At 62.0% G+C, this 26842-nt stretch carries 23 protein-coding genes and 1 other RNA gene; 23 read left to right on the plus strand and 1 reads right to left on the minus strand.

Features of this window, described 5'->3' with window-relative positions; translation table 11 throughout:
• Positions 1–65: 65 nt before the first annotated feature.
• The 21 genes from katA to OF122_RS07700 all read left to right on the plus strand — a co-directional run bounded on the left by katA (position 66) and on the right by OF122_RS07700 (position 23200).
• Positions 66–1547, plus strand: a complete 1482-nt coding sequence (gene katA / locus OF122_RS07600) for a catalase KatA (RefSeq protein ID WP_264227171.1) — start codon at positions 66–68, stop codon at positions 1545–1547.
• 176 nt (positions 1548–1723) lie between these two features.
• Positions 1724–2839, plus strand: coding sequence for a DUF2336 domain-containing protein (locus OF122_RS07605; protein WP_264227172.1), 1116 nt, complete (start codon positions 1724–1726; stop codon positions 2837–2839).
• 75 nt (positions 2840–2914) lie between these two features.
• Positions 2915–3883: an ArsR/SmtB family transcription factor gene (locus OF122_RS07610; protein ID WP_264227173.1), complete on the plus strand. Its 969-nt coding sequence runs from the start codon at positions 2915–2917 to the stop codon at positions 3881–3883.
• A gap of 2 nt (positions 3884–3885) precedes the next feature.
• Positions 3886–4785, plus strand: a complete 900-nt coding sequence (metF, locus tag OF122_RS07615) for a methylenetetrahydrofolate reductase [NAD(P)H] (RefSeq protein WP_264227174.1) — start codon at positions 3886–3888, stop codon at positions 4783–4785.
• Between the two features lie 211 nt (positions 4786–4996).
• Positions 4997–5725: a hypothetical protein gene (locus OF122_RS07620; RefSeq protein ID WP_264227175.1), complete on the plus strand. Its 729-nt coding sequence runs from the start codon at positions 4997–4999 to the stop codon at positions 5723–5725.
• Between the two features lie 107 nt (positions 5726–5832).
• Positions 5833–6567 carry a J domain-containing protein gene (locus tag OF122_RS07625; RefSeq protein ID WP_264227176.1) on the plus strand — a complete coding sequence of 245 codons (735 nt, stop codon included), beginning with the start codon at positions 5833–5835 and terminating at the stop codon, positions 6565–6567.
• Between the two features lie 35 nt (positions 6568–6602).
• An RNA gene (gene rnpB / locus OF122_RS07630) (RNase P RNA component class A) lies at positions 6603–6978 on the plus strand.
• Between the two features lie 163 nt (positions 6979–7141).
• Positions 7142–8119, plus strand: coding sequence for a 16S rRNA (cytosine(1402)-N(4))-methyltransferase RsmH (rsmH, locus tag OF122_RS07635; RefSeq protein WP_264227177.1), 978 nt, complete (start codon positions 7142–7144; stop codon positions 8117–8119).
• Positions 8116–8505: a cell division protein FtsL gene (ftsL, locus tag OF122_RS07640; protein ID WP_264227178.1), complete on the plus strand. Its 390-nt coding sequence runs from the start codon at positions 8116–8118 to the stop codon at positions 8503–8505. Before rsmH ends, ftsL begins: the two co-directional genes overlap by 4 nt.
• Complete coding sequence (locus tag OF122_RS07645; protein ID WP_264227179.1) at positions 8502–10226, plus strand: peptidoglycan D,D-transpeptidase FtsI family protein; 1725 nt, start codon at positions 8502–8504, stop codon at positions 10224–10226. Before ftsL ends, OF122_RS07645 begins: the two co-directional genes overlap by 4 nt.
• Before the next feature lie 30 nt (positions 10227–10256).
• On the plus strand, positions 10257–11699 hold the full coding sequence (locus OF122_RS07650; RefSeq protein ID WP_264227180.1) for a UDP-N-acetylmuramoyl-L-alanyl-D-glutamate--2,6-diaminopimelate ligase: 1443 nt from the start codon (positions 10257–10259) through the stop codon (positions 11697–11699).
• A gap of 8 nt (positions 11700–11707) precedes the next feature.
• Entirely contained in the window at positions 11708–13105 is a 1398-nt protein-coding gene (locus OF122_RS07655; protein WP_264227181.1) for a UDP-N-acetylmuramoyl-tripeptide--D-alanyl-D-alanine ligase, read from the plus strand.
• A 19-nt stretch (positions 13106–13124) separates the two neighbouring features.
• Complete coding sequence (mraY, locus tag OF122_RS07660) at positions 13125–14210, plus strand: phospho-N-acetylmuramoyl-pentapeptide-transferase (RefSeq protein WP_264227182.1); 1086 nt, start codon at positions 13125–13127, stop codon at positions 14208–14210.
• A 422-nt stretch (positions 14211–14632) separates the two neighbouring features.
• Positions 14633–15820 carry an FtsW/RodA/SpoVE family cell cycle protein gene (locus OF122_RS07665; protein ID WP_264227183.1) on the plus strand — a complete coding sequence of 396 codons (1188 nt, stop codon included), beginning with the start codon at positions 14633–14635 and terminating at the stop codon, positions 15818–15820.
• 36 nt (positions 15821–15856) lie between these two features.
• The gene (murG, locus tag OF122_RS07670; protein WP_264227184.1) at positions 15857–16951 is read left to right on the plus strand and encodes an undecaprenyldiphospho-muramoylpentapeptide beta-N-acetylglucosaminyltransferase; all 1095 of its coding nucleotides are present in this window, start codon (positions 15857–15859) and stop codon (positions 16949–16951) included.
• Positions 16948–18381, plus strand: coding sequence for a UDP-N-acetylmuramate--L-alanine ligase (gene murC, locus OF122_RS07675; protein WP_264227185.1), 1434 nt, complete (start codon positions 16948–16950; stop codon positions 18379–18381). Before murG ends, murC begins: the two co-directional genes overlap by 4 nt.
• Entirely contained in the window at positions 18378–19355 is a 978-nt protein-coding gene (gene murB, locus OF122_RS07680; RefSeq protein ID WP_264227186.1) for a UDP-N-acetylmuramate dehydrogenase, read from the plus strand. Before murC ends, murB begins: the two co-directional genes overlap by 4 nt.
• Positions 19356–19377: 22 nt before the next feature.
• On the plus strand, positions 19378–20298 hold the full coding sequence (locus tag OF122_RS07685) for a D-alanine--D-alanine ligase (protein ID WP_264227187.1): 921 nt from the start codon (positions 19378–19380) through the stop codon (positions 20296–20298).
• Positions 20295–21260 (plus strand): cell division protein FtsQ/DivIB, encoded by a 966-nt coding sequence (locus OF122_RS07690; RefSeq protein WP_264227631.1) that lies wholly within the window; start codon positions 20295–20297, stop codon positions 21258–21260. Before OF122_RS07685 ends, OF122_RS07690 begins: the two co-directional genes overlap by 4 nt.
• Positions 21257–22570: a cell division protein FtsA gene (gene ftsA / locus OF122_RS07695; protein ID WP_264227188.1), complete on the plus strand. Its 1314-nt coding sequence runs from the start codon at positions 21257–21259 to the stop codon at positions 22568–22570. Before OF122_RS07690 ends, ftsA begins: the two co-directional genes overlap by 4 nt.
• Before the next feature lie 120 nt (positions 22571–22690).
• Positions 22691–23200 carry a superoxide dismutase family protein gene (locus tag OF122_RS07700; RefSeq protein WP_264227189.1) on the plus strand — a complete coding sequence of 170 codons (510 nt, stop codon included), beginning with the start codon at positions 22691–22693 and terminating at the stop codon, positions 23198–23200.
• Between the two features lie 55 nt (positions 23201–23255).
• On the opposite strand, the gene OF122_RS07705 is transcribed toward OF122_RS07700, so the two are convergent.
• Positions 23256–23732, minus strand: coding sequence for a VOC family protein (locus OF122_RS07705; protein WP_264227190.1), 477 nt, complete (start codon positions 23730–23732; stop codon positions 23256–23258).
• A gap of 236 nt (positions 23733–23968) precedes the next feature.
• Here OF122_RS07705 and ftsZ point away from each other — a divergent pair, with 236 nt between their 5' ends.
• The gene (gene ftsZ / locus OF122_RS07710; protein ID WP_264227191.1) at positions 23969–25675 is read left to right on the plus strand and encodes a cell division protein FtsZ; all 1707 of its coding nucleotides are present in this window, start codon (positions 23969–23971) and stop codon (positions 25673–25675) included.
• Positions 25676–25786: 111 nt separating this feature from the next.
• A complete protein-coding gene (lpxC, locus tag OF122_RS07715; RefSeq protein WP_264227192.1) occupies positions 25787–26743 on the plus strand; it encodes a UDP-3-O-acyl-N-acetylglucosamine deacetylase in 957 nt (318 codons plus the stop codon).
• The last annotated feature ends 99 nt before the right edge of the window (positions 26744–26842 follow it).

Below are 26842 nucleotides of genomic sequence, written 5' to 3' on the forward strand. Positions count from 1 at the left end.
CATGATTGCCGCACTGAGGCTAGGAAAAGCCATCTCTTTAGAATCGATACAAACTAGGAGGCCTCATGTCCGACAAACCGACAATGACGACCAGCGCGGGCGCGCCGGTTCCCGACAACCAGAATTCGATCACTGCCGGACCGCGCGGCCCGGTGCTGATGCAGGACTACCAGCTGATCGAAAAGCTGGCGCACCAGAACCGCGAGCGGATCCCCGAGCGCGTGGTGCACGCCAAGGGCTGGGGTGCTCACGGCACGCTCAAGATCACCGGTGATATTTCGAAATATACGCGCGCCAAGGCGCTGCAGCCGGGTGCGGAAACGCCGCTTATCCTGCGGTTTTCGACCGTTGCGGGCGAATTGGGCGCCGCCGACGCCGAGCGCGACGTGCGCGGCTTTGCCATCAAGTTCTATACCGAAGAGGGCAATTGGGACCTGGTGGGCAACAACACGCCGGTGTTCTTCGTGCGCGATCCGCTGAAGTTCCCCGACTTCATCCACACCCAGAAGCGGCATCCCAAGACCAATCTGCGTTCGGCGACCGCCATGTGGGACTTCTGGTCGCTTTCGCCCGAAAGCCTGCATCAGGTGACGATCCTGATGAGCGACCGCGGCCTGCCTGTCGCGCCGATGTTCATGAACGGGTACGGAAGCCACACCTATTCGTTCTGGAACGACAATGGCGAGCGGTTCTGGGTGAAGTTCCACTTCAAGACCCAGCAGGGCCACAAGCACTACACCAATGAAGAGGCCGAAAAGGTCATCGGCTCGACCCGCGAAAGCTACCAGGAAGAGCTTTTCGGTGCGATCGAAAAAGGCGAGTTCCCGCGCTGGACGGTGCAGGTGCAGATCATGCCCGAGGCCGATGCGGAAAAGACTTCCTACAATCCGTTCGACCTCACCAAGGTGTGGCCGCATGCCGAATATCCGCCGATCGAGATCGGCGTGCTCGAGCTTAACCGCAATGCCGAGAACTATTTCGCGGAAATCGAGCAGGTTGCGTTCTCGCCGTCCAACATCGTTCCCGGGATCGGACATTCGCCCGATAAGATGCTGCAGGCGCGCGTGTTCTCATATGCCGACGCGCATCGCTATCGTCTGGGCACCCATTACGAGGCACTGCCGGTCAACGCACCGAAATGTCCGGTTCATCACTATCATCGCGATGGCCAGATGAATTTCTATGGCGGGATCAAGACGGGCAATCCGGAAGCCTATTACGAGCCCAACAGCTTTAATGGTCCGGCCGAAGACAAGTCCGTCCAGGAGCCGCCGCTCAAGATTTCGGGCGATGCCGACCGGTACAACCACCGCGAAGGCAATGACGATTTCAGCCAGCCGCGGGCCTTGTTCAACCTGTTCGACGAAGGGCAGAAAAAGCGGTTGTTCTCCAATATCGCCGCAGCGATGGGCGATGCTCCCGACGAGATCAAGGAACGTCAGTGCAAGCTGTTCGACCAGGTTCACCCTGAGTATGGCGCAGGCGTGCGGGCTGCCTTGGCGGCCGGCAAGACGGAGCGTCCCGCAGCCATCTCGGCCGCTGAATAAGCTATCGTTATTGCGCACCATTTTTTGGGCCCGGCTCGCTTGAGCCGGGCCCTTTTCGTTGTGATCAGGGAAATTACCTAGACTTTTATTCAAATCTCTCCGGACGAATTCAGCGGGCCGAAAAGACGGAAGCGCTAGGTAGGTCGAATATACGGCAACCAGCCGGGGAGAACATCATGACCGAAGCAAGTGAAAGCGTGCGGGCATTCGCAAATTTCAGGGTTCTGAACGGCGAGGCCGACGCCGGTGAGCGCGACCATCTGATCCGCAATCTGGCGCAATTGTTCTCTTATGTGTCGGATCGTTGCGACGACGAGCAGGTTGCACAGTATGACGAAGTGCTTTGCCAACTGGCCGATATCGTGGAAGTCGAGGCCCGAGCGCACGTGGCCAAAATGCTGGCGCCGCTCGAGCGCGCACCCGGCTCGGTGGTTCTCAAACTGGCCAATGACGAGATCGAGGTGGCAGGGCCGCTGCTCGAATTCTCCCAGGTGCTATCCGATGACGATCTTATCGATATCGTCGAACACCGTTCCGAGGAACACCGCCTGGCCATTGCAAGCCGCAAGGGGCTGGCGGGCCGCGTAGGTGAATCGATCGCGATGTTCGGGGCTGAGCCTTCGGTCATGCGGCTGCTGGGTAACGCGCGGGCCGAAATCACAATCCGCACCGTTGACAAGATTGCTCAACGGGCGCTCGAAACCGAAGCTTTCGCGCAACTGCTTCGTGGACGCAAGGACATCGACTGGGCCGAGGTGCGAGCCGAAATTTCCAGCATGGGGAATGCGGCCCTCGAGCAGATCGGCATCTTTTCCCGTACGGATAACCCCAAGACCGCGTCGCGGGTGCAAGCGGTTGTGTACAATCGCATGAAAAACCAGGCGGGCTTTTCTTCCCAGGAATGGAAGCTGGCCTGGAACCAGGTCAAAGCCCTTGCCGATCGGCGTCGCTTCGATCTCAAGGCACTGCACCGGTTTACCCGGTTCGGGTATGGCCATCACACGGCGGCGGGCCTAACCATGCTGCTGGAAGTGCGACCTGAGATCGTCGTCAAATGGCTGGCGATGCAGGATTATGTGGCCTTTACGGTGGCGGCGCGTGCCATCGGTCTCGATGCCGATCTGTTCGAGTCGGTCGTTTCGGTCCTGCCGTGGCGCGATATGCCGAGCCGCGATGATATCGTTAATGTGCGCAAGCGTTACGAGGCGCTGAGCGAGGACGAAGCGTCAGGCATTTTCGGGCTGTGGCGGTCCCATTCCTTCCGCCGACGTCAGGAAGAAGCCGTGGCCTGACAGGGCACAAGCCTTGACAGGAAAGATATAAAGATATCTTTATGTCCCGAACTGCTTTGACAGACAGGGACACGCATGCGGCAACCGCAGGACATCGTCTTGCTCTTGAAGGCGGCGGGTGAAATCACCCGCCTGCGCCTGCTTGCGCTTCTCGTTCAGGGCGAGCTGTCCGTGAAGGATTTTACCGAGATTCTGGGCCAGAGTCAGCCGCGGATTTCCCGGCATCTCAAGCTGCTGGCCGACGCCGGACTTGTAACCCGGCATGCCGAAGGGGCGTGGGCCTATTACCGGCTCAATCGCGACCGGACCAGTGGCGCTTTGGCCGAATGGCTGATGGACCATCTGGATACCGACGCTTCCGAGCTGCGGCGCGACCTTGAAAAGCTGTCGGGGTTGCGGGCAGCACAGCAGGAACGCGCTGCCACCTTTTTTGCCACCATCGCGCAGAGCTGGGACAAGTTGCGCAGCCTGCACGTTGCCGAATCCGCGTTGGAGACGGCGATCGTTGCAGCCGCGGGGCAGGGGCCGGTCGAGATGTTTCTCGATCTGGGGACCGGAACCGGGCGGATGCTCGAGCTCCTCGCGGGGAAATACACCCAGGGCATCGGGCTGGATTCGAGCAGGGAAATGCTTTCGGTGGCGCGGGCCAAGCTCGATGCCGAAGGCATAGAGAACGCGCAGGTGCGGCTGGGCAACATAACCGAGCTGGGCGACTATCATGGGTCGTCCGATCTGGTGATGCTGCACCAGGTGCTGCACTATTTCGACGACCCTTCGATTGCGATCGCCCACGCAGCGTCCTGCCTCAAGCCCGAGGGGCGGATGCTTGTGGTCGATTTTGCACCCCATGATCTCGAGTTCCTGCGCAGCGAGCAGGCGCATCGCCGGCTGGGCATGTCGCACGAGCAGATGGCCCTTTGGGCCGATGCGGCTGGGCTCAGTGTTGCCTCGTGCAAGAGCTTTCCCCCCTCGCGTGAGGATGGGCTGACGGTGTGCCTTTGGGCGCTCGAAACCATAAAACCAAACCATACAAAAGGAGTCTGATCGTGGTGTCTGCGACAGACGAGAGCCGGCTGAGCCGTCAGCCCGAGAGTGGGCGTCCCGACATTGCGGTGAGCTTTGAGTTCTTCCCGCCCAAGACCGACGCCATGGAGGAGAGATTCTGGGCGAGCCTTTCGCGGTTGGCGCCGCTTGGGCCGCGGTTTGTTTCCGTGACTTATGGCGCGGGTGGCTCGACGCGCGAGCGCACGCTGCGCATGGTTTCGCGGATCACCAATGAGACCGGCGTTCCGGCGGCGGCGCATCTGACCTGTGTCGGGGCGACCCGCGATCAGGTCGATGACGTGGTGCGTGGTTACGCTGCGGCGGGCGTCAAGCGTATCGTCGCTTTGCGCGGTGACCCTCCCGAAGGGGTCGGGCATGCCTTTACCCCGCATCCTCATGGATATAACAGCGCCGCCGATCTGGTGGCGGGCATCCGCAAGCTGGGTGATTTCGATATTTCGGTGGCGGCCTATCCTGAAAAGCATCCGCAAAGCGCGGACTGGGATGCCGATATCGACAATCTCAAGCGCAAACTCGATGCCGGTGCGGATCGCGCGATCACCCAGATGTTCTTTGAGAACGGCGATTACTGGCGGTTCGTGGAACGGGCGCACAAGGCGGGGATCACCGCGCCGATCGTGCCCGGTGTGCAGCCGATCCACAGCTTCCGGCAGATCGCGGGTTTTGCCGGCCGGTGTGGGGCGTCGATCCCGCAATGGCTGGCGGACCGTTTCGAGGGATTGGACGACGATCCGGAGACCCACGCGCTTGTCGCGGCGGCCGTCGCCGCCGAGCAGGTGACTGAACTGCTCGATTCTGGGATCACCGAGTTCCATTTCTATACGCTCAACCGCTCCAATCTGGTGCTGGCGCTGGCGCGATTGCTGGGTATTCGTCCCTAGAGCCCGATTGAATCGGACTGGGGCTCTAAGTCATTGTTTTGTCGTGCGATCGAACCGGAAAAGTCTGCAACTTTTCCCGATCGCACTCCAGGGGCCCGGCACGGGAACGGGCCTTCAGGTTCCATTCACCAAACTGCTGCCATTTTCAGGGACGAAGAGATTGGCTGTGCGGGGGCACATGGCCAGTGGGCCGATTGGATACGCAGATATGATGCTCTCAAGATCCGTGGCATCGGGCGCGATGCTGGTACTGATAATGGGTGCGGTTGGCGCTGCTGCCTTGCAGCAGGAGCCGGGCGCAGGCTTTGTCGCTTTGCCCGATGCGCCAGCGGAAAATACCGAGCGCGATGCAACAGCGGCCGACCGGGTTGTCGAAAGCGCGGGCTTTCCCGTGGTGCCGCAGGCCGAGCGCGACCGGGCCGGTGAGGCCACGCATGGTCCGATGGTGACGGTCAATGGGCGGCCGTTGGGCGAAAACCGGCCCGCCGCTGATCGGACGGTGGCGACTGCTCCTGCCGAGGAGCCCGTTGCGGCTGTGACCCCGCAGACCGAAACCAGCGCTGCCGAAACGGCGGCAATCGAGCCGCCGCGCCCGCTGCCTCGGCCCGAAGGGCTCGGGGTGCCCCAGCAGCAGGATGCGACCGGCATCGACTATGAGGCGATTGCGCGCGCCGCCGGCATGTCCGGCCAGAACTCGCAGGTCTCGGCTCCGGGTTTTCTGACGCCGCCCGATACGCAGACACTGGCGCCGCTCAGCGGATCAAACAGCGCATCTGATCCGCGCAATCGCGAGCAGGATGAGTTGGTCGGCGTTGTTGGCCCGAACGGGGAAATCCTCTGGGTCTATGAGGAGCAGGTTCCTACACTGAACAGCCGCGTCGTCATCGAGCGCCGGCAGCAGGTTCCGCAGACCAATCCCTTCGGTTTCGTTTACGAGTAATCTTCCAATCGAGCGTATTGACGCATCGGGTGCGTCCTGTCTTGCTTGTGCCCAATTGCTGCGGACGATAAACAACCCCTCCGCAAAAGTTCGCACGGGACATTGTCATGTCGATCTGGCAGCAAATCGCAGCGCTCCTTGGCTCGTTCTCGCAGGGGACAGGGCTGGCGGGCGGTATTGCCAGCATTCTGGACCCCGACAACTGGGCGCCGGGCGGCCGCGAGGCGGCGTTCACCATGTCGATCATTGCACTTTCGGCCAAGATGGCCGTGGCTGACGGGGTGGTGAGTCGGCGCGAAGTCATCACGTTTCACACGCTTGTGGACATTCCCGAGGGCGCCGACGCGCATGTGGACCGGTTTTTCGCTCTGGCTCAGCAGGATGTGGCCGGGTTCGACAGCTATGCGCGCAAGGTGCGCAAGCTGTTTGCCGACAGTCCGGCGACGCTCGAGCACGTGCTGGACGCGTTGTTCGAGATCGCGACGGCCGATGGGTTCGTGCATGGCGACGAGATGGCCTATCTCGAAGCGGTGAGTGAGATTTTCGGGTTCGATTCCGTGCGTTTCGAGCAGATCGCCTCCCAACACGTGCTGATGCCGTCAGGGCATCGGGACCCATATGCGGTGCTCGGGCTCGCGCCCGACGTGACCGATGACGAGCTGCGCCGGACCTATCGGCGGCTGGTGGCCGAGCACCATCCGGACCGGATGGTTGCCAAGGGCGTGCCCGAGGAATTGATGGGGCTGGCCTCTGCCAAGATGGCGTCGATCAACACCGCCTATCGCGATGTGACCCGGGCGCGGGGCACGCGACCGGCGCTGACTTCGACTCAATCGACTTGACCGGGTCACCCCCGGCACCCTACATCAGCCGGTCACCAGTTGACCGGGCGGCCGCTGCGCAAGCAGAGGAAAGTCCGGGCTCCATGAGAACACGGTGCCGGGTAACGCCCGGCGGGGGCGACCCCAGGGAAAGTGCCACAGAAAGCAAACCGCCCCGGATAAGTCCGGGGTAAGGGTGAAAGGGTGCGGTAAGAGCGCACCGGGTGCCTGGCAACAGGGACCGCACGGCAAACCCCACCGGGAGCAAGACCGAATAGGGACGATGGAGGCTTGCCTCGGCCGCGTTTTCACGGCTTGTCGTCCGGGTTGGTTGCATGAGGGCTCCAGCAATGGAGTTCCCAGATGAATGGTCGCCACGTCCGCGTTTCGGCGCGGGCCCTACAGAACCCGGCTTACAGGTCAACTGGTGACCGTTTTGCCCGTTCTTTGTGCCTCCAAATCGGTTTGGGAAACAAAATCTTAAAGACTGGGATGCAATCTGCTCAAAGTGGATCAATGCCACTTGTTTCAGTTTTGAGTACCGGCCGAAATCCTCGGCTGGCCCAAGGAGCGCCGGGCGCGAGTATCTGACCAGATGGGCGAGCCACAATCCTCTCATGAATCGGTGTTGCTGAGCGAGGTGCTGACAGCGCTTTCGCCGCTCGATGGCGCGCGCGTGGTGGATGGCACATTCGGGGCAGGCGGGTATTCCCGGGCGCTGCTTGAAGAGGGTGCGCATGTGACCGGGATCGATCGCGATCCGACGGTGGCGCCGTTCGCAGACGCGCTCACGAGCGAGTTTCCCGACCGCTTCGTATTTGTTGCCGGGCCGTTTTCCGAGCTCGATACCCTGGTTGGCGAACAGCAGGTCGATGGCGTCGTGCTCGATATCGGAGTGAGCTCCATGCAGCTCGATCAGGCCGAGCGCGGCTTTTCGTTCATGCGGTCTGGACCTCTGGACATGCGGATGGGTCGGGAAGGCGAAACGGCGGCCGATCTCGTCAACACCTTGAGCGAAACCGATCTGGGCAATCTGATCTTTGCATTTGGCGAGGAGCGGGCTTCGCGCCGCATTGCCAAGGCAATCGTCGAAGCGCGCAAGAGCGCGCCGATCACCGATACGCTGGCGCTGGCACAGTTGATCGAAAAGACCGTGGGGCGCAAGCCGGGTGCGCCGCATCCGGCGACGCGTACGTTCCAGGGATTGCGGATTGCGGTCAATGGCGAGTTCGACCAGCTGGTCGCGGCGCTCTTTGCCGCCGAGCGCATCCTTCCCGAAGGCGGGCGGCTGGCGGTCGTGACATTCCATTCGCTCGAGGACCGGATCGTCAAACGGTTCTTTGACCAGACCAAGACCGCGGCGCCCCAGTCGCGGCACCTGCCGTATTCGGCGCCGATCGAGGCGTGCTGGGCGCCGGTGCGCAAGCCCGTCAAGGCTGGCAAAGACGAGGTGGGGCGCAACCCGCGGGCGCGTTCAGCGACCCTGCGCAGCGGTGTGCGAACGGCGATCGCGGCGCGGCCGGAACGGGCCGCGGGACTGGGCGTGCCAGGCTTCAGGAGGGGTGTGGCATGAGCCGGTTTTTGCAACGCCTCAATATCGTGCTGGCCATCATTGCGGTTCTCGCCGTTGTTGCCGTCTATTCGCAAAAGCACATGGCCGAACTGACGGCCGAAGAGATCGGGCGTATCGAAACGGCCATCGCGCAACAGCAGGCCGATCTTTCCGTTCTCAAGGCGGACTGGGCCTATCTCAACCAGCCCACGCATATTCAACCCATCGTCGATCGTCACAATGACGTTCTAAACCTTCAGGTCGCGGAGGCCGAGCAGTTCGGCAGTTTTGCCGATTTGCCCATGCGGCCGCAACAGCGGCTCGATACCGAATCCCTTGATGCCCTGTTTGAAACCATTGAAGCTGGAGAAGATCCGATCGGCTCCCTGCTGGAGGGGCTGCTATGAGCGCGATCACCCCCGAAACCATTTCCATCGACGGCACGCGCAAGGCGCGCGGCAATCTGACCGGCGCGCGCATTCGCTGGGCCATGGCGTTCGTTCTGATCGTGTTTTCGGTGATGGTGGGGCGGCTCATCTGGCTGGGCAATATCGAGATCGATACCACGATCGAGGGCCAGACACGCGATGCCATCATGGCGTCCCGTCCGGCAATCCTCGATCGGAACGGACTGGAAATGGCGGTCGATATCCGCGTGCCATCGCTCTTTGCCGAGCCCCGACGCATACTCGATGTCGATGAGGCCGCGGACGCGATCCTGACGGTTTTGCCCGAACTGGACAGCGCCTGGCTGCGCGACCGACTGACGGGGGATCAAGGGTTTGTGTGGGTGGCGCGTGAATTGACCCCCGCCCAGCGCGACCGGATCATGCGGCTTGGCATTCCGGGGCTCGATTTTCTCGAGGAAAGCAAGCGGTTCTACCCCGGCGGGACGGTCGCCGCGCATGTGATGGGTGCGGTCAATATCGACAATGTCGGGATTGCCGGTGTCGAAAAGCATCTCGATGACGACAATCTGGCCCTGTTGCAAAATCTGGGGCTGGCGCGCGACAGCGCGCTGACCCCGGTCAACCTTTCGCTCGATCTGCGCGTCCAGAGCATCCTGCATGAAGAGCTTGTGAGTTCCATCGAGCGCTATCAGGCGATCGCGGCGGGCGGAGCGATCATGGATGTGCGGACCGGCGAAATCATCGCCATGGCGTCCATTCCCGACTTCGACCCCAACAATCCCGGGACCATGCTCGAGGAAGGGCGCTTCAACCGGCTGACCGCGGCAAAGTTCGAGGTGGGCTCGATTTTCAAGCCGATCACGTTTGCTGCCGCCCTGGATGCGGGCGCGGTGCAACTCACCGACACGGTCGACGCCCGGTTTGGCGTGCGCTTCGGGCGGTACACGATCGAGGACTTCCATGGTGAATACCGCGTTCTGACGGTGCCCGAGGTGTTCCGCTATTCCTCCAATATCGGAACGATCAAGATCATGCAGGCTCTGGGCAAGGATAATTTCCGGGCCTTTCTGACGCGGATCGGGCTGGATGGTGCTCCCGATATCGAGCTTCCGGAAGTCACGAGATCGAGCATTCCGGCGAGCTTTTCGGAAGTGGGGGCTGCCACGGCCTCTTTCGGGCATGGCCTGAGCGTGACGCCGCTGCAGATGTTGACGGCGACCGCGGCGCTGGTGAATGGCGGGCACCTGATGGATGCGACGCTGTTTCCGCGCACCGAGCAGGAGGCCATGGCCGGAGCCACGCAGGTCGTTTCCCAGCAGACAAGCGATTATTTGCGCTATCTGTTGCGCATGAACGGAGTCATCGGTTCAGGCAGCACGGGCAACAAGATCGCCGAGGGCTACCGGTGGGGCGGCAAGACAGGGACTGCGGAAAAGGTGGTCGATGGACGATATTCGAGCAGTCTTGTCACGGCTTTTTTCGCCTCGGCTTTTCCGCTCGAAGATCCTAAATATGCCCTGATCATTTTTGTAGATGAACCAAAGGCAGAAAACGAGCGATCGGGGCGTACCGCCGGCTGGAACGCGGGACAGATGTCGGGACGTATCGTCAAGCGCATAGCACCGATGCTCGGTATCCAACCCGTTCTGGGGCCACAAATCGACGCCCAATTGGTGCCAGTCCAGTTGCGCAGCGGGGCCGAATTTACCGGGTTCTGATGCTAGTGGCTGAAAACGGGGGACGTGATATTGCCGCATAAGCTTACCGACATTCTGCACGGGGTCGCCGGGGCAGACAATTTGCCCGATATCGAGGTTGGCGGACTGAACGCCGATAGCCGGCTGATTGGGCAGGGTGACGTGTTCTTTGCGCTGCCGGGCACGCGCGGACACGGAAACAGCTATGCAAAGGATGCTGCCGGCCGTGGAGCCGTCGTCATGGTTACTGACGAGGCACCAAAGGCCGATCCGGGAATTCCGGTGGTGCTGATTGACGATGTGCGGGCTGCCTATGCCATAGCCGCCGCCAATTTCTGCGGACCGCAACCAGCCATTTGCGCTGCGGTAACCGGGACGAACGGCAAGACCTCGGTGGTGTCTTTTCTGCGCCAGATCTGGGCCCATTCGGGCATTCGTGGCGCCAGCTTGGGCACGCTCGGGCTGATGGTGGGCGAAGACCATATTCCGGGCGAGCTGACGACGCCCGACTCGCTATCGCTGCACAAGACGCTGGCAAAGCTCAAGGCGGACGGCGTGGATCATGTTGCACTTGAAGCCTCCAGCCATGGCCTCGATCAACGACGGCTCGACGGGGTGAAGTTCAGCGCGGTGGCGTTCACCAATCTCAGCCGCGACCATCTCGATTATCACGAGACGATCGAAGCGTATCGCGATGCCAAGCTGCGGCTGTTCCGCGACCTGATCGACGCCGATGCGACTGCCGTCGTCGACGCCGAAGACGAGGAGGGGCTGCCCTTCATGTTCGCGGCGCTCGACAAGGGCGCGACGGTATTCACCGTGGGCGCGGGCGGAGCGCATATCGATGTCGAGAGCGTTGAAAGCGAGGGGTTCGGGCAGCGGGTCAAGGGCAAGCTGGTGGGCGAGCCGATGGAATTCCTGCTGCCGCTGGTGGGGCGGTTCCAGGTGGACAATGCGGTGGTCGCGGCCGGGCTGGCCATGGCGACCGGCGTTGCCAATGGCGATGCCATCAAAGCGCTCGAAACGCTTGAGGGGGCCAAGGGGCGCCTGGAAAAGGTTGTCCAGCGCGGCGAGGCCGCCGTGTTTGTGGACTATGCCCACACGCCCGATGCACTGGAAAACGCGCTGGAAGCGCTTCGGCCCTTCGCCAAGGGACGGCTGATCGTCGTGTTCGGGTGCGGAGGCGATCGCGATCCGGGCAAGCGCCCGCAGATGGGGGAGGTGGCTCAAAGGCTGGCCGATCTGGTGATCGTTACCGACGACAATCCGCGCACGGAAGATGCGAACGCCATTCGCGCGCAGATACTGGCGGCGGCGCCCGGCGCGAGGGAAATGGGAGATCGGGCGGCAGCAATCGGTCATGCAATTGCCGGAATGGGCGCAGAGGACGTTGTTCTGGTCGCCGGCAAGGGACATGAGGACTACCAGATCGTGGGAAAGACAAAGCATCATTTTTCCGACCACGAGGTCGTGCGCGCGGCCTTCGGGACCTGAGGCCTTCAGTGTCTGCGCTCTATGGCATCGATGAGATCGTCGCCGCGACCGGTGGGGAAGCCCGCGATATCGCTGTCGAAACCGTTTCCTCCATTTCGATAGATTCCCGCGAAATTGCTGCCGGAGCGCTGTTTGTTGCGATCAGGGGCGAGAATTTCGACGGACATGATTTTGTTGCCAGGGCCATCGAGGCGGGTGCGGTTGCGGCGCTGGTGAGCCGGGACAAGGCCGAAGCCCTGTCGGGGCTACCGCTGATCGTTGTCGAAGATGCGCTGGAGGGGCTTTACGGGCTGGCGGCGTTTTCCCGATCCCGGACGCGGGCCCGCATCATCGCGGTAACGGGGAGTGTGGGGAAGACATCGACCAAGGAAGCGATGCGGGTGGCGCTGGAGGCCAGCGGGAAGACCCATGCCTCGATCAAGAGTTTCAACAATCACTGGGGCGTGCCGCTGATGCTGGCGCGGATGCCGGCCGACGCCGAATTCGGCGTATTCGAGATCGGGATGAGCGCGGCTGGAGAGATCACACCGCTTTCCAGGCTCGTGCGTCCGCATGTGGCGGTGGTGACAACGGTGGCGCCGGCCCATCTTGAGTTTTTTGCCTCCGAGGCGGCGATTGCCGATGCCAAGGCAGAGATTTTTTCCGGCGTGGAACCGGGGGGATTGGCGATCATCGGGCGCGATCATGCGCATGTGGAGCGGCTGGCCGGCGTAGCGGAGGCTGCGGGGCTGGAAACGCTGAGCTATGGCTTTGCCGACGCCGATGTGACGATTTCCGATTATCGGGTGACGCGGGACGGAGCGACCGGACATGTCGAGGGCGACGGACTGTCACTCGATCTTTCGATTGCCACCGGTGGGCGGCACATGCTGGCCAATGGGGTGGCGGCATTGCTGGCGGCGCGGGCGGTTGGCGGCGATGTGCAAAAGGCGATGGCGGCTCTGGCTGGTCACGGAGCGCCGGAGGGGCGTGGCGCGGCGATTTTGCTTGGCGATCCGGGCCATCCCATCCGGTTGATCGACGAAAGCTATAACGCCAATCCCACATCGATGCGCGCGGCGCTCGAGGTGTTCGCGACGATGCCGACCGAGGGGCGGCGCATAGTGGTGCTTGGGGACATGCGCGAGCTGGGGGCCGCGTCGGCCGATTATCACGCGGGACTGGCCGATGCGGTGGTCGCGGCAAGGCCCCACCTGGTGTTTCTGGTGGGGGAGCATATGGCCAAACTGGCGGACGCTTTGCCAGCGGCGCTTGTTGCGGGGCGGGCACAGGCTGTGGACGAGATTGGCGAAGCTGTTTTGGAAACGCTTGCACCGGGCGACTCAGTTATGCTCAAGGGATCGAACGGCGTGAAGCTGGGCTCTTTGGTGGCCCGGATCCGAGACCGGTTCGGCGGAAGAAAGTAAAGGCACAGACGGTAACCCCATGCTCTATTTCCTGCAGCAGTTTGCTGACGCCTTTCCGGTCTTCAACGTGTTCCGGTACCTCTCGTTCAGGACGGGCGGGGCGATCATCACGGCGCTGTTTTTCGTATTCCTGTTCGGGCCGGGCATGGTCAATTCGCTGCGCGTGCGGCAGGGCAAGGGGCAGCCGATCCGCGAGGACGGGCCGCAGAGCCATCTTTTGACCAAGAAGGGCAAGCCCACCATGGGCGGGTTGATGATCCTTTCGGGCGCTCTGGTTTCGATCCTGCTCTGGGCGGACCTTTCCAACATGTATGTCTGGGCGGTTCTGCTGGTGACGACCGGGTTCGGGCTGGTCGGGTTTTACGACGATTACCTCAAGGTCAAGCACCAGAACCACAAGGGGTTCGGGGGCAGGGCGCGGCTGGCCATCGAGTCGGCGATCGCCATCGCCGCGTGCATCATCATCGCCAGTCAGGCGCCCGAGGGGTACGAAAACGCGCTGCTCTTGCCGTTCGTCAAGGATCTGGCGCTCAATCTGGGCCTGTTCTTCTTCATCTTCGGCGCCTTCGTGATCGTGGGTGCGGGCAATGCGGTGAATTTGACCGACGGCCTGGACGGGCTGGCGATCGTACCGGTGATGATCGCGGCCGCAGCGTTCGGGCTGATTGCCTATCTGGTGGGTAACCAGGTCTATTCGGACTATCTGTTCTTGAACTTCGTTCCCGGAACGGGCGAGCTTTCCATCGTTTGCGGGGCCCTGATCGGGGCGGGGCTCGGATTTTTGTGGTTCAACGCGCCGCCGGCCCAGATCATCATGGGCGATACCGGGTCGCTTTCGCTGGGTGGCGCGCTGGGGACCATTGCGGTGGCCACCAAGCACGAGTTGGTCATGGCGATCGTGGGCGGGCTGTTCGTTCTCGAAGCGGTATCGGTGATCGTGCAGGTGGTTTCGTTCCGGCTGACGGGCAAACGGGTGTTCAAGATGGCACCCATTCACCACCATTTCGAGCATCTGGGCTGGACCGAGAGCCAGATCGTGATCCGGTTCTGGATCATTGCGATGGTTCTGGCGCTGATCGGGCTGAGTTCGCTGAAGCTGCGGTGACATTTTTCTCCTGTTGATTGAGGGCGGCGCGGCTCTTGCGCGTGGGTCCGATGCGGCATGCGGCCTGGGCACTCTCGCACGCATCCCCTGTCTCCATCCTGCCCCCCACCGGAAGCTCGTATGCATCCTCGTTTCTGGTGCGGCCGTGAGACAAAAAACCAGGGGCTCGATACCGGACGGGACAAGTGCGGTCGGAGCGTGTGGGCGCTCATCATGATGGATTCCGGGGACAAGCCCCGGAATGACAAGGGTGGGGACGGAACTGAGCATGGGCCCCGGCGTTCGCCGGGACAGCGGGGAGGTGGGGGAAGAAAAGCGCGGGCAGACGTTTTAGCAAAGGCGTCATGGTTGCGAAATGGTAACCACTGGGGTGGTAGTTTCGCATTCTGCAATTTTGTACCCCCCGCGTACCGGAGTATCCCGTGACCGCCATTTCCGCCTGGTTCTCCCGCGAGCGAAAGACGCCCATTGCCGAATGGTGGTGGACCGTGGATCGCGAACTGATGTTTGCGCTGTGCGCGCTGATGGGTTTCGGGGTGCTGTTGAGCTTTGCGGCGAGCCCGCCGGTGGCCGAGCGCATCGGGCTGGGGCCGTGGCATTTTACCCAGCGGCATGTGCTGTTCTGCATCCCGGCGCTGGGGGCGATGCTGCTGGCCTCTCTGGTCAATGCACGCTGGACGCGAATCATCGCATTGGTCACGCTGGTTGGGGGCGTGGTGCTGCTGGCAATGACCCTGCGCTATGGCGTGGAGGTCAAGGGCGCGCGGCGCTGGATTTCCTTTATGGGGCAGTCGCTCCAACCCATCGAGTTCGTAAAGCCCGCGCTGGCGGTGATGTCGGCCTGGTTCATCTCCGAGCAGATGAAACGCAAGGACGTGCCCGGCCATATCCTTGCCCTCGGGGCGACCGGGCTGGTTGTGGGCCTGCTGCTGCTCCAGCCTGACGTGGGGCAGACCATCCTGGTTTCAGTGGTCTATGGGGGACTGCTGTTCCTGGCTGGCATTTCCTGGCTGGTGATTGCGGTTCTGGGGGTGGCGGCGATCGTGCTTCTGGTCATGGCCTATACGTTCTTTCCGCATGTGGCGCGCCGTATCGATGCCTTCCTCAACCCCGAGACCGGTGACAATTATCAGGCCGAGCGCGCTCTTGAATCGCTGCTGGAGGGCGGATGGTTCGGTATGGGGCCGGGCGAGGGAATCGCGCTGCGCTACCTGCCAGACGCCCATGCCGACTTTGTGTTCGCGGCGGGCGCGAGCGAGTTCGGCATCCTGTTTTGCCTGATGCTGGTGGGGCTGATCGCCTTCATCGTCATCAGGGCGCTCAATCTGGCGATGGCGCAGCAAAATCTGTTCAACAGACTTGCGGCCAGCGCGCTGGCTATTCAGTTCGGTGTGCAATCGGCCTTCAACCTTACGGTGAATCTCAATCTCATCCCGCCCAAGGGCATGACGCTGCCGTTCGTTTCCTATGGCGGCACTTCGATGATTGCGATCGGGCTGTCCATGGGGTTATTGCTGGCGCTGACGCGGCGCAAGCCGGAAGAAACCTTTGCCACCGGCCTGCCGATCCGCAGCGCTCTGGACAATCAGAGCGTGCCGGGAAAACGCTGAATTGGCCCCGCTTTAGCCCCTGAACAACAGGTTGACATGAGTACATTTGCATTGATGGCCGGGGGGACGGGCGGACATCTTTTTCCAGCCATGGCGCTGGCGCAGGAATTGCGCCGGCGTGGGCACGAAATCCATCTGGTGACCGACGAACGGGTCAGCCATTACGGGGCGGAGTTTCCGGCGAGCGGGATCCATGTGGTGCCGGCGGCCACACCTTCGATCCGCAATCCGATAAAGTTCATCAAGGCGGTGTTCACGATCCTCGGCGGGACGGCAACTGCAATCGGTGTGTTGCGCGGGATCAAACCGGCGGCAGTGGTCGGGTTCGGAGGCTATCCCTGCTTTCCGCCATTTCTGGCGGCTTCGGTGCTGCGCATTCCAGGCATTCTCCATGAGCAGAATGCCGTGATGGGGCGCGCCAACCGGGCGCTGGCGCGGTTTGCAAAGGTGCTGGCCATGAGCTTTGCCCAGACCGTGCATGCGGACAAATTCAAGCTCGACAAGGTGCTGGTGGGCAATCCGGTGCGCGACAGGGTGCGGGCGATTGCCGGGATGAGCTATCCGGCCCTGGCCGAGGGCGGACCGATCAATCTTTTAGTGTTCGGGGGCAGCCAGGGCGCGCGCGCGTTTTCCGACATCGTCCCGGCGGCGATTGCCGAACTCGACGAGCCATTGCGGCGGCGCCTGGTCGTCACCCAGCAATGCCGCGAGGAAGACCTCGACCGGGTGGCGGAAGCCTATCGCGCGGCGCGGGTCAATGTAGAACTGGCGGGCTTTTTCACAGACCTGCCCGAACGCATCGTTTCGAGCCATCTGGTGATCGGGCGGGCCGGGGCTTCGACCATTGCAGAACTGGGAGCGCTGGGGCGCCCGTCGATTCTGATCCCGCTGCCCGGATCGCTCGATCAGGATCAGAAGGCCAATGCGCTGGTGATGGAGGAGGCCGGTGGGGCCTGGGTCTTCGACCAGGTCACGCTTTCACCGCAATCTCTTGCCACCCAGCTTAACGAACTCTTCCTCGCTCCGGATCGCCTTCGGGCAGCAGCTTCTGCCGCGCTGGCGGTGGGCAGGCCCGATGCCGTCGAACGGCTGGCCGATCTCGTCGAGCAAACCGCCAAAGGACAATCATGAACACCAAGATGCCACGAGATATCGGGCCCGTGCATTTCATCGGCATTGGCGGGATCGGGATGAGCGGTATTGCCGAAGTGCTGCACACCCAGCGCTACACGGTGCGCGGTTCGGACGCGTCGATGAACGCAAATGTGCAGCGGCTGCAGGCCATGGGCATCGAGGTGATGGTCGGGCAGAAGGCCGAAAATATCGGCGATGCGGCGGTTGTCGTGGTGTCGTCGGCGATCAAGAAGGACAATCCCGAGCTGAAAGAAGCGCGCGCCAAGGGGCTGCCGATTGTAAGGCGGGCCGAGATGCTGGCCGAGATCATGCGCTTCAAGAACGCGATTGCCATTGGCGGCACTCATGGCAAGACGACGACGACCTCGATGGTCGCGGCGCTCCTCGATGCGGGGCAGTTCGATCCGACGGTCATCAATGGCGGCATCATCAACGCCTATGGCACCAATGCGCGGCTGGGGCAGGGCGACTGGATGGTTGTCGAGGCCGACGAGAGCGACGGCACGTTCGTCAAGCTGCCGGCGGACGTGGCAGTGGTGACCAATATCGACGCCGAGCATCTGGACCATTACCACAATTTCGACGGGGTCAAGAAAGCGTTCCGCAATTTCGTAGAGAACGTGCCGTTCTACGGCTTTGCGGTGATGTGCCTCGATCACCCCACGGTACAGGCGCTGGTGGGCGAGATCGAAGACCGGCGGATGATTACCTATGGGCTCAACCCCCAGGCGGATGTGCGGTTGATCGATGTGGTCAACGACAATGGTGTTTCGAAGTTTTCGGTGATCGTCCGCGACCGGATCAGCGGCAAGACGCGAACCATCGATGCGCTGGAACTGCCCATGCCGGGGATGCACAATGTGCTCAATGCGACAGCGGCGATTGCGGTGGCGCAGGAACTCAAGATCACCGATGCGCAGATCCGGGCGGGGCTCAAAGGCTTCGGCGGGGTCAAGCGGCGCTTTACCAAGACCGGCGAGGTCAACGGTATTGCGATTATCGACGACTACGGACACCATCCGGTCGAAATTTCCTCGGTGCTGCGCGCAGCTCGGCAATCGGCAAAGCGCGACGTGATTGCCGTGGTGCAGCCGCACCGCTATTCGCGGCTCAACGATCTGTTCGACGATTTTTCGGCGTGTTTCAACGAAGCCGATACGGTGCTGGTGGCGCCGGTCTATGCGGCAGGTGAAGCGCCGATCGAGGGCGTGAGTCATATCGAGCTGGTGGACCGTATCAGGGCCCGTGGACATCGCGATGCACGGGCGATTGCTGGGCCGGAAGAGTTGGCGGGCCTGATCGCGGATCGCGCTGGGGAAGGCGACTATGTCGTGTGCCTGGGGGCGGGGAACATCACGCTGTGGGCGGCGGCGCTGCCGGGCGAACTGGAAGCCGAACTGGCAGGAAAGTCCAAGGTCAGCGCATGAGTTTCCCCGACCTTTTGCCGCAGTTTTCCGGCTGGATCGGCGATGTGAGGGGCAATCTGGTCCCCAACCATCCATTGGCCAAGGCCGTGTGGTTCCGCGTGGGCGGACCGGCGCAGCTCTATTTCGAGCCGGCGGACGAGGCCGATCTTGCGCTGTTTCTGAAAAATCTGCCGGCCGAGATCAAGGTGACCGTGATCGGGCTAGGCTCGAACCTTCTGATCCGCGATGGCGGGATAGACGGAGTGGTCATCAAGCTGCCGGCCAAGGCGTTCGGCGGGGTCGAGGTGCTGGGTGGCAATCGCGTGCGGGCCGGGGCGGGGCTTCCCGACGTCAAGATTGCCACGGCGGCAGCCAAGGCGGGAATCGACGGACTGGAATTTTTCCGGGGCATTCCAGGTGCGGTTGGTGGTGCGCTTTACATGAATGCGGGGTGCTATGGCACCGAAGCGAAAGAGCGGGTGGTGAGCCTGCGCGGCGTGACGCGCGATGGCGAGATCATCGAACTGGCCAATGCCGACATGGCCTATCAGTATCGCAAATCGAACGGGCCGGAGGGCGTTGTGTTTACCTCGGCGGTGTTTGAAGGGCTGGCGGGCGAGAGCGAAAGCATTCTCGCCAAGATGCGCGAGATCACCGAGCGGCGCGAGAGCACGCAGCCGACCAATACACGCACTGGTGGATCGACGTTCAAGAATCCGGACGGCCAATCGGCCTGGCAATTGGTCGATGAAGCCGGGTGCCGTGGGCTGCGGATCGGGCATGCGCAGGTCTCGCAAATGCACACCAATTTCCTCGTCAATCTCGATGCGGCAAGCGCCTATGACATTGAAACGCTTGGCGAAACCGTACGGGCCAAAGTTCGTGAGAAGCACGGGGTCGAGCTGGTGTGGGAAATCCGGCGGATGGGGCACTTCGCGCCGGGGCGCGAAGTCAAAGAGTTTTTAGACGGCGATGTTTTTGCCGGCGTAGCCTGAACAAGCCGGAAGGGGCGAACCAATGGCCAAACATGTTGCAGTGCTCAAGGGCGGATGGTCGCACGAACGCGAGGTCTCGCTGAGTTCTGGTGCCGAGTGCGCGCAGGCGCTGCGCAATGCCGGGTACGAGGTCACGGAGATTGACGTCAAGCGCGACATTGCCTTGGTGCTCAACGAGCTCAGGCCCGACGTGGTGTTCAATGCGCTGCACGGGCGGTTCGGCGAGGACGGGACCATTCAGGGGGTGCTGGAAATCCTCGGAATTCCCTATACCCATTCGGGCGTTCTGGCCTCTTCGGTGGCCATGGACAAGCATCAGGCAAAGATAATGTTCAAATCGGCGGGCGTGCCGGTCACAGATCATGTGATCGCGACACGCGATGCCATCGCCAAGAGCCATGTGATGGCTCCGCCCTATGTGGTCAAACCCTATAATGACGGGTCGAGCGTCAATGTGTTCATCGTCAAGGAGGGCCAGGAACATCCGCCCCAGGAAATCCTGCGCACCGACTGGGATGGCGACGAGGAGCTGATGGTGGAGCGGTTCATCCCCGGGCGCGAGCTGACTTGCGCGGTGATGGGGGATGTGGCGCTGGGGGTGATCGAGATCGTCACGGACCTTGCCTTCTACAATTACGAGGCCAAATACGTGAATGGTGGGTCGCGGCATGAGTTGCCGGCGCAGGTTTCACCGAAAATTTACGAAAAAGTTCAGAAGATGTCGCTGATGGCGCATGCCGCTTTGGGCTGCCGCGGGGTGACGCGGAGCGACTTCCGCTACGACCCGCGCGGCGGTGATGATGGCGAGCTTGTGTGCCTTGAAATCAATACCCAGCCGGGGATGACCAAAACCTCGCTGGTCCCAGAGTTGGCGGCCCATGCCGGCCATTCGTTCGAAGAGCTGGTGAGCTGGATGGTGGAGGACGCAAGTTGCAACAGATGAGGCGTAAGGAAGTCATCGGGGCCGTGCCCGCTTCCAGCCCTCTCGCGCCACCCGCGCCACGCATCGAGCGTCCTGCCCTGCGGGTGGTTCCGAGCCTTTCCCCCCTAACACGCGACCGGTCGCCAGCCCTTGCCGGCGGGCGGGGCATGCTGGTGCAGGTGCGCCGGCGTGGTGGGATATTGGTATCGCTGGGCAATTGGTGGGTTCTGCACAAGAAGCTGGCGCTGCGGGTCGTGGCGCTGCTGATCGTGGTTTGCGTTGCAGTTGGCGGTTATGTCCTGCGCGACGAACTGTCTGGCGGTCTGGGCGTGGTCGGCAATGTGCTGACGGGCCATATGGCCGATGCCGGGTTCGGGATCGAGAAGATCGAAATCACCGGGCTTTCGCTGACGCGGGAGGCCGATGTGGCGCATGCGCTGGGGATCGAAGGCGGTTCGACAAGCCTTGGCTTTAATATCGCCGAGGCGCGACTGCGGGTCGAGGAAATCCCTTCGGTCGCATCGGCCACGATCCGCAAGGTCTATCCCGACAGCCTTCTGGTTTCGATTACCGAGAAGACGCCCATGGCGCGCTGGCGGATCGACGGGGCGACCATGCTGATCGATGCTTCGGGCGCGCCGATTGCGCCGGCCGGTGTCGAGAACGGCGATCTGCCGATGGTGATCGGCGAGGGAGCCGGGGACAACGCGGCCGCGATGATCAATCTGGTCAACCGCTATCCCGATCTGACCTTCGATCTGGCCGCGCTCAACCGCGTGGCGGACAGGCGCTGGGATCTGATCTTTTATTCCGGCCTGCGTGTGCAACTGCCCGAAAGCGGGGTGGTCGATGCGTTGGGCAGGCTCAACGATTATCAGCTCGAATATCAGGTTCTGCAGCGCGACCTCGATCTGATCGACATGCGGGTTGCGCAATATGTGGCCGTTCGGCCCACGGTTCGTGAAGAAGAAGACGCTCAATGATGACCTCTGCGATGACAGCGCGTTTGAAACCGGTGCAGCCGGGGCGGTCATCTTTGGTGACCGTGCTCGATATCGGTTCGACCAAGATATGCTGCGTCATCGCGCGGCTGGTGCCGCGCGAGGGCAGGGCGCTGCGCGGGCGTACGCATATGGCCGAGATCATCGGGTTTGGGTACGGCCCTTCTGCGGGCGTCAAAAGCGGCGTGGTGACCGATCTCGACAAGGCCGAGCAGGCCATCCGTTCGGTTGTCGGCATGGCGGAGCGGGCCGCCGGGATCACCGTGCAGTCGGTGGTCGTGAACGTCACCGCCGGGCGGTTGGGTTCGGAGACATTTTCGGCGAGCGTTTCGCTCGATGGCCATGAGGTCGAGCCGAGCGATATTTCGCGGGTGCTGATTGCCGTCAATGACCGCAGCGTGCGCGACGAGCGCTCGATTATCCACGCGCTGCCGATTGGCTATGCGCTGGACGGACAAAAGGGTGTGCGCGATCCGCGCGGCATGGTGGGCGAGACGCTGGGCGTCGATGTTGCCGTGATTTCGGCCGAGACGCTGGCCATGCGCAACATCGAACTGGCGCTCAACAAATGCCATCTCGAAGTCGAGGCGCTGATGGCGACGCCCTATGCGTCGGGGCTGGCGACGCTGGTCGATGACGAGGCCGATCTGGGGGTTGCCTGTGTCGATATGGGTGGGGCGACGACGACGGTTTCGGTCTTCAACGAGGGCCATCTGGTTTATGCCGATGCGCTGGCGATCGGCGGGCATCACATCACGCTCGATATCGCGCGGCAGCTTTCGGTGAGCGTGGCGGACGCGGAACGGCTCAAGACGCTTTACGGGTCATGCCTGCAGGGGCAGACCGACGAGACCGACGTCATCACCGTGATGCCGATTGGCGCCAACTCCCATGAATCGCCCAATTCGATTTCGCGTGAGATGCTGACGCGGGTGATCCGGCCGCGTGTCGAGGAAATTCTCGAAGCGATCCGTGACCGGATGCAGGCGACCGGGATGATGGATATTTCGGGCCGCCGGTTCGTTCTGACCGGCGGGGCATCGGATCTGACCGGGCTGCCCGAACTGGCGCGGCGCATGCTGGCGCGCAATGTGCGCAATGGACGTCCGCTGGGGGTTTCGGGGCTGCCCGATCGGGCCAAGGGGCCCGCGTTTGCGACAGTGGCGGGGATGCTGGTCTATCCGCAGGTGTGCGGAACAGAATACGTCCAGCCGCGTCCGACGCGGAAGCTGACGGGATCGGACGGATATTTCGCCAGGGTTGGAAGCTGGCTGAAATCGGGTTTCGTCTGAGGACGCGCGGCGCCGGACCACCCTTGTTATCCTCCAGGAACCCTGCCCGCGCGGGGGCATTGGGCAGGAGAGCCAAGCCAGGCTTGGTCGTTCCAACCCATCCATTGTGGAGGATCTCCCATGAAAGCACTGCTTGCAACTTCAGCTTTGGCCCTGATGTTTGCGTCCTCGCCCGTATATGCGCAGGGCCAGACAGCCAGCGCGACCTATATCGACGCCGAAGGACAAGAAATCGGTGAGGCAACGCTGGCCCATACGGGCAACGGCGTGGTTATCGAAATCGACGTCAACGGACTTCCAGCCGAACAATGGGTGGCGGTGCACGTCCATGAAAATGGTGAATGCGACCCGGACGGCGGCTTTGACTCAGCGGGCGGCCATTTCAATCCCGCCAATGTCGATCATGGCTATTACAGCGAGACTGGACCGCATGCCGGGGACATGCCGAACCAGTATATCGGCGCTGACGGTTTTCTGCGCAGCCATTTGTTCAATCCCTTCATCACCCTCGGACGGGGTGATGCCGATATCATGGGTCGGGCGCTGATAATCCATGGTGGCGCCGATGACTATCAGAGCCAGCCGTCGGGGGATGCCGGCGACAGGATCGCCTGCGCTGTAATAGAATAAGCTGCAGGACGCTCGGTATCGCAGGGGGGCTTGAGTAGATCCCCCCTGCTCTTGGTCATTGGCCGCGATAGGCCGCCTCGAGATCGGCGACGATCAGTTTTTTCATCTTGAGCATGGCCTGGGTGGCGCGCCTGGCGCCTTCGGGGTCCTTGCCCGTCACGGTGTCGTAGAGGGCTCTGGGCACGATCTGCCAGGAGACGCCGAACTTGTCCTTGACCCAGCCGCACTGGCTTTCGGCGCCTTCGCCTTCGGTCAGCTTGTCCCAGTAATAATCGACCTCGGCCTGATCGGCGCAGTCGATGATAAAGGAGGTCGCTTCGGAGAACTTGAAGTGGGGGCCGCCATTGATGGCGTTGAAGCGCTGGCCGAGGATTTCGAAATCTCCGGTCATCACCGTGCCGGGTTCGCCCATGCCGCCTTCGGTGTAGCGGGTGGTGCCGTGGATTTTGGTGTCGGGGAAGACCGAGGCGTAGAAATCCATGGCTTCCTCGAGGTTGTTATCGAACCAGAGGCTTGGAGTGATCCTGGACATTTCCTGCTCCTATTAAAGAACCAATATGTTATATTCTGTTATGGTTATATTATGGCGCTGGAAAATGTCAAGCCGATGTCGGCTCAGGTGGGGCAAATCATGCTTAACATGCGGTGACTTTGTGGCTGTCAAGGCTCGCATTTTGCAGACTGGTTAACGAAATCGGTAGCTTTGTTAGGGTCCGGTTAACGAATTGAGCGCTACATCTTTGCCATGCAGCCACTAAGAGGCCAGAGATGACAATCAACCTACAGATTCCGGGAATCCAAGAACTTAAGCCGCGAATCACCGTCTTTGGCGTCGGTGGTGCGGGCGGAAACGCGGTCAACAACATGATTAACTCGGGCCTTGAAGGCGTCGAGTTCGTCGTGGCCAACACAGACGCGCAGGCGCTGGCGTTGTCCCGCGCGCAACGCGTCATCCAGCTCGGCGTGGGTGTGACCGAAGGTCTTGGCGCCGGTTCGCACCCCGAGGTGGGGCGTGCGGCGGCCGAAGAAAGTTTCGATGAACTCAACGATCATCTTTCGGGTTCGCACATGGTGTTCATCACCGCCGGTATGGGCGGTGGCACGGGAACGGGCGCGGCGCCCGTCGTGGCGCGCGCAGCACGCGAGCAGGGCATACTGACCGTTGGCGTGGTGACCAAGCCGTTCCAGTTCGAGGGCAATCGCCGCATGAAGCTGGCGGATGAGGGCATCGACGAGCTGCACCGCCATGTCGATACGCTGATCGTGATCCCGAACCAGAATCTGTTCCGGGTGGCCAACGAAAAGACCACGTTTGCCGACGCGTTCGCGATGGCCGACGAGGTTCTGTTTTCGGGTGTTGCCTGCATTACCGACCTGATGGTCAAGGAAGGGCTCATCAACCTCGACTTTGCCGACGTGCGCGCCGTGATGCGCGGCATGGGCAAGGCGATGATGGGCACGGGCGAGGCCGAGGGCGAGGATCGTGCGCGTCACGCCGCCGAAGCCGCTATCGCCAATCCGCTGCTCGACGATGTCTCAATGCAGGGCGCCCGTGGGCTCCTGATCTCGATCACCGGCGGCAAGGACATGACGTTGTACGAGGTCGACGAAGCGGCTTCGCGGATCCGCGAGGAAGTGGATTCGGATGCCAATATCATTCTTGGTGCAACGTTCGACGATTCGCTGCAGGGCAAGGTTCGCGTTTCGGTCGTTGCGACCGGCACCGACGCGCTGATGGTTCAGGCGCTTGACCCGGTCAAGCCCAACGCAAACCGCCAGCCGCTGCAGGCCAAGCGTTTGCCGGAAGCTGTTGCCGCTCCGGCGACTGCGCAGGCGCCCCGTGCCGAACAGCCTGCTTCCCAGCAGAGCGCTCCGGCTCAGGCCAGTGCGCATATGAGCGACGACCAGTTCGAAGCTGCCGTTGCCCAGGCGATCAAGGATGGCAATTCGGCGGCGGCTGCCGCGGCAACTGCCGCTCGGCAAACCGAAGATGCCGGCGTGACCATCGAGCCCTATACGCCTGCCGCCACCGTGCGTCAGCCGGTTGAGGAAGCTCAGCGCGCGCCCGACGCGGCCATGCCCAAGCCTTACGTTCCCTCGGGCGCCGAGCGTCCGCAGTTGCAGCGCCGCATTCCTCGTGCTGAAGACATGCCGCCGGTTGCTCGCCAGCAGATGGAACAGCCCCGGAGCGAAGAGCCGCGCAACGCGCGCGCCCTGTTCCGCCGGTTGGCCTCCAATGTGGGTTTGAGCCTTGGCGGGGAAGCCGAGCCGCAGCCCCAGGGGGAGCGCTTGCAGCCCCAGTTCGACGATGCGGCGGCCCGTAGCGCCATTGAAGCTGCCCCCTCCCGTCCGGCCGCTCCGCGTCCCCAGACGGAAGGCGCGGCGGGACAACTCGACGCACATGGTCGTGCTCCGGCTCGTGCCCCGCAGAAAGAACAGCTGGAGATCCCAGCGTTTCTCAAACGCCACGGTTAATTCAAAATTGCCATTTAGGCGCTAAATCGGCCTGACACGGGTTTCGTGTCAGGCCGATCTTCGTTAATAGGGCGATTGGGCCATTCGTCAACAAAAGGGCCCGGAGCACCAATGAAGAACAATACCGTGCGCCAATGCACGCTGACGCGTCCCGCGGAATTCGCTGGAATCGGTGTGCATAATGGCAAGCCCTCGCGCCTTGTCATCAATCCGGCACCCGCCGATTCCGGCTATACGTTGACCCGCATACTGGACGATGGCAGCACGTCCGCCAGCGTAAAGATCGACCATTCGCGCGTGAGCCGAACCTCGCTGTGCACGGTTATCGATCTTGGCAATTCGGTCAGCGTCGCGACCGTCGAGCACGTCTTGGCGGCGCTCAACGGGCTGGGCATCGACAATGCGGAAATCGTGGTCTGGGGCGAAGAATGCCCGATCATTGACGGCAGCGCCGAACCGTTCGTGGATGCGGTGCTCGACGCCGGCATCTCGATCCAGCCCCAGCGCAAGAAATTCATCCGCATCCTGCGTTCGGTGACGGTTCGCGACAATGATGCTTTCGCCATGCTCGAAGCCTATAACGGGCGGGCTTTCGACGTGGAAATCGATTTCAACAGCAAGGTGATCGGCCGAGAGCGCATGATCTTTGACTGGTCGCCGCGCAAATTTGCCGTCGAGGTTGCCCCGGCGCGCACGTTCGGGTTCGTGGCACAGGCCAAGGTTTTGCGCCAGGCCGGCTACGCCCTGGGATCGAGCCTTGAAAATTCCATCGCCATCGAGGAAGAAAGAATCGTCAATCCGGATGGGTTGCGCTTCGATGATGAATTCGTGCGTCACAAGCTGCTCGACGCCGTGGGCGATCTGGCCTTGGCCGGGCTGCCGATCTATGGGCGGTTCAAATCCTACAAAGGTGGGCATGGGTTGAACGCGCTGGTGCTCAAGTCGCTTTTTGCCAGCGAAGCCAATTACGAAATTCTCGAGGCTGATGCGCTGCCGCTCGAAATGGAAGCGCTCGGCGACCTGCCCGAGAGGCTGTCTGTTGAGCCCTACTTGCGTTCCATCGGTTGAATGGGCGATAACCCCCGTCACAGTTTTGAACAGATTGCCCGCTAGCGAATTGTGGGCACGCGCGGGTCACGGTTCATGCCCCGGGCCATGAGGACGGAG

It is taken from the genome of Pelagibacterium flavum (assembly GCF_025854335.1).
GTDB classification, from domain to species: Bacteria; Pseudomonadota; Alphaproteobacteria; order Rhizobiales; family Devosiaceae; genus Pelagibacterium; species Pelagibacterium flavum.

Bases quoted from the DNA above. Each gene is read 5' to 3' on its own strand.
- lpxC (WP_264227192.1), top strand. From the start codon at position 25,787: ATGAAGAACAATACCGTGCGCCAATGCACGCTGACGCGTCCCGCGGAA.
- OF122_RS07625 (WP_264227176.1), top strand. From the start codon at position 5,833: ATGTCGATCTGGCAGCAAATCGCAGCGCTCCTTGGCTCGTTCTCGCAG.
- katA (WP_264227171.1), top strand. From the start codon at position 66: ATGTCCGACAAACCGACAATGACGACCAGCGCGGGCGCGCCGGTTCCC.
- OF122_RS07645 (WP_264227179.1), top strand. From the start codon at position 8,502: ATGAGCGCGATCACCCCCGAAACCATTTCCATCGACGGCACGCGCAAG.
- ftsA (WP_264227188.1), top strand. From the start codon at position 21,257: ATGATGACCTCTGCGATGACAGCGCGTTTGAAACCGGTGCAGCCGGGG.
- OF122_RS07685 (WP_264227187.1), top strand. From the start codon at position 19,378: ATGGCCAAACATGTTGCAGTGCTCAAGGGCGGATGGTCGCACGAACGC.
- murB (WP_264227186.1), top strand. From the start codon at position 18,378: ATGAGTTTCCCCGACCTTTTGCCGCAGTTTTCCGGCTGGATCGGCGAT.
- OF122_RS07610 (WP_264227173.1), top strand. From the start codon at position 2,915: ATGCGGCAACCGCAGGACATCGTCTTGCTCTTGAAGGCGGCGGGTGAA.
- OF122_RS07620 (WP_264227175.1), top strand. From the start codon at position 4,997: ATGCTCTCAAGATCCGTGGCATCGGGCGCGATGCTGGTACTGATAATG.
- OF122_RS07605 (WP_264227172.1), top strand. From the start codon at position 1,724: ATGACCGAAGCAAGTGAAAGCGTGCGGGCATTCGCAAATTTCAGGGTT.
- ftsL (WP_264227178.1), top strand. From the start codon at position 8,116: ATGAGCCGGTTTTTGCAACGCCTCAATATCGTGCTGGCCATCATTGCG.
- OF122_RS07705 (WP_264227190.1), bottom strand. From the start codon at position 23,732: ATGTCCAGGATCACTCCAAGCCTCTGGTTCGATAACAACCTCGAGGAA.
- ftsZ (WP_264227191.1), top strand. From the start codon at position 23,969: ATGACAATCAACCTACAGATTCCGGGAATCCAAGAACTTAAGCCGCGA.
- rsmH (WP_264227177.1), top strand. From the start codon at position 7,142: ATGGGCGAGCCACAATCCTCTCATGAATCGGTGTTGCTGAGCGAGGTG.
- murG (WP_264227184.1), top strand. From the start codon at position 15,857: ATGAGTACATTTGCATTGATGGCCGGGGGGACGGGCGGACATCTTTTT.
- OF122_RS07700 (WP_264227189.1), top strand. From the start codon at position 22,691: ATGAAAGCACTGCTTGCAACTTCAGCTTTGGCCCTGATGTTTGCGTCC.
- OF122_RS07690 (WP_264227631.1), top strand. From the start codon at position 20,295: ATGAGGCGTAAGGAAGTCATCGGGGCCGTGCCCGCTTCCAGCCCTCTC.
- murC (WP_264227185.1), top strand. From the start codon at position 16,948: ATGAACACCAAGATGCCACGAGATATCGGGCCCGTGCATTTCATCGGC.
- mraY (WP_264227182.1), top strand. From the start codon at position 13,125: ATGCTCTATTTCCTGCAGCAGTTTGCTGACGCCTTTCCGGTCTTCAAC.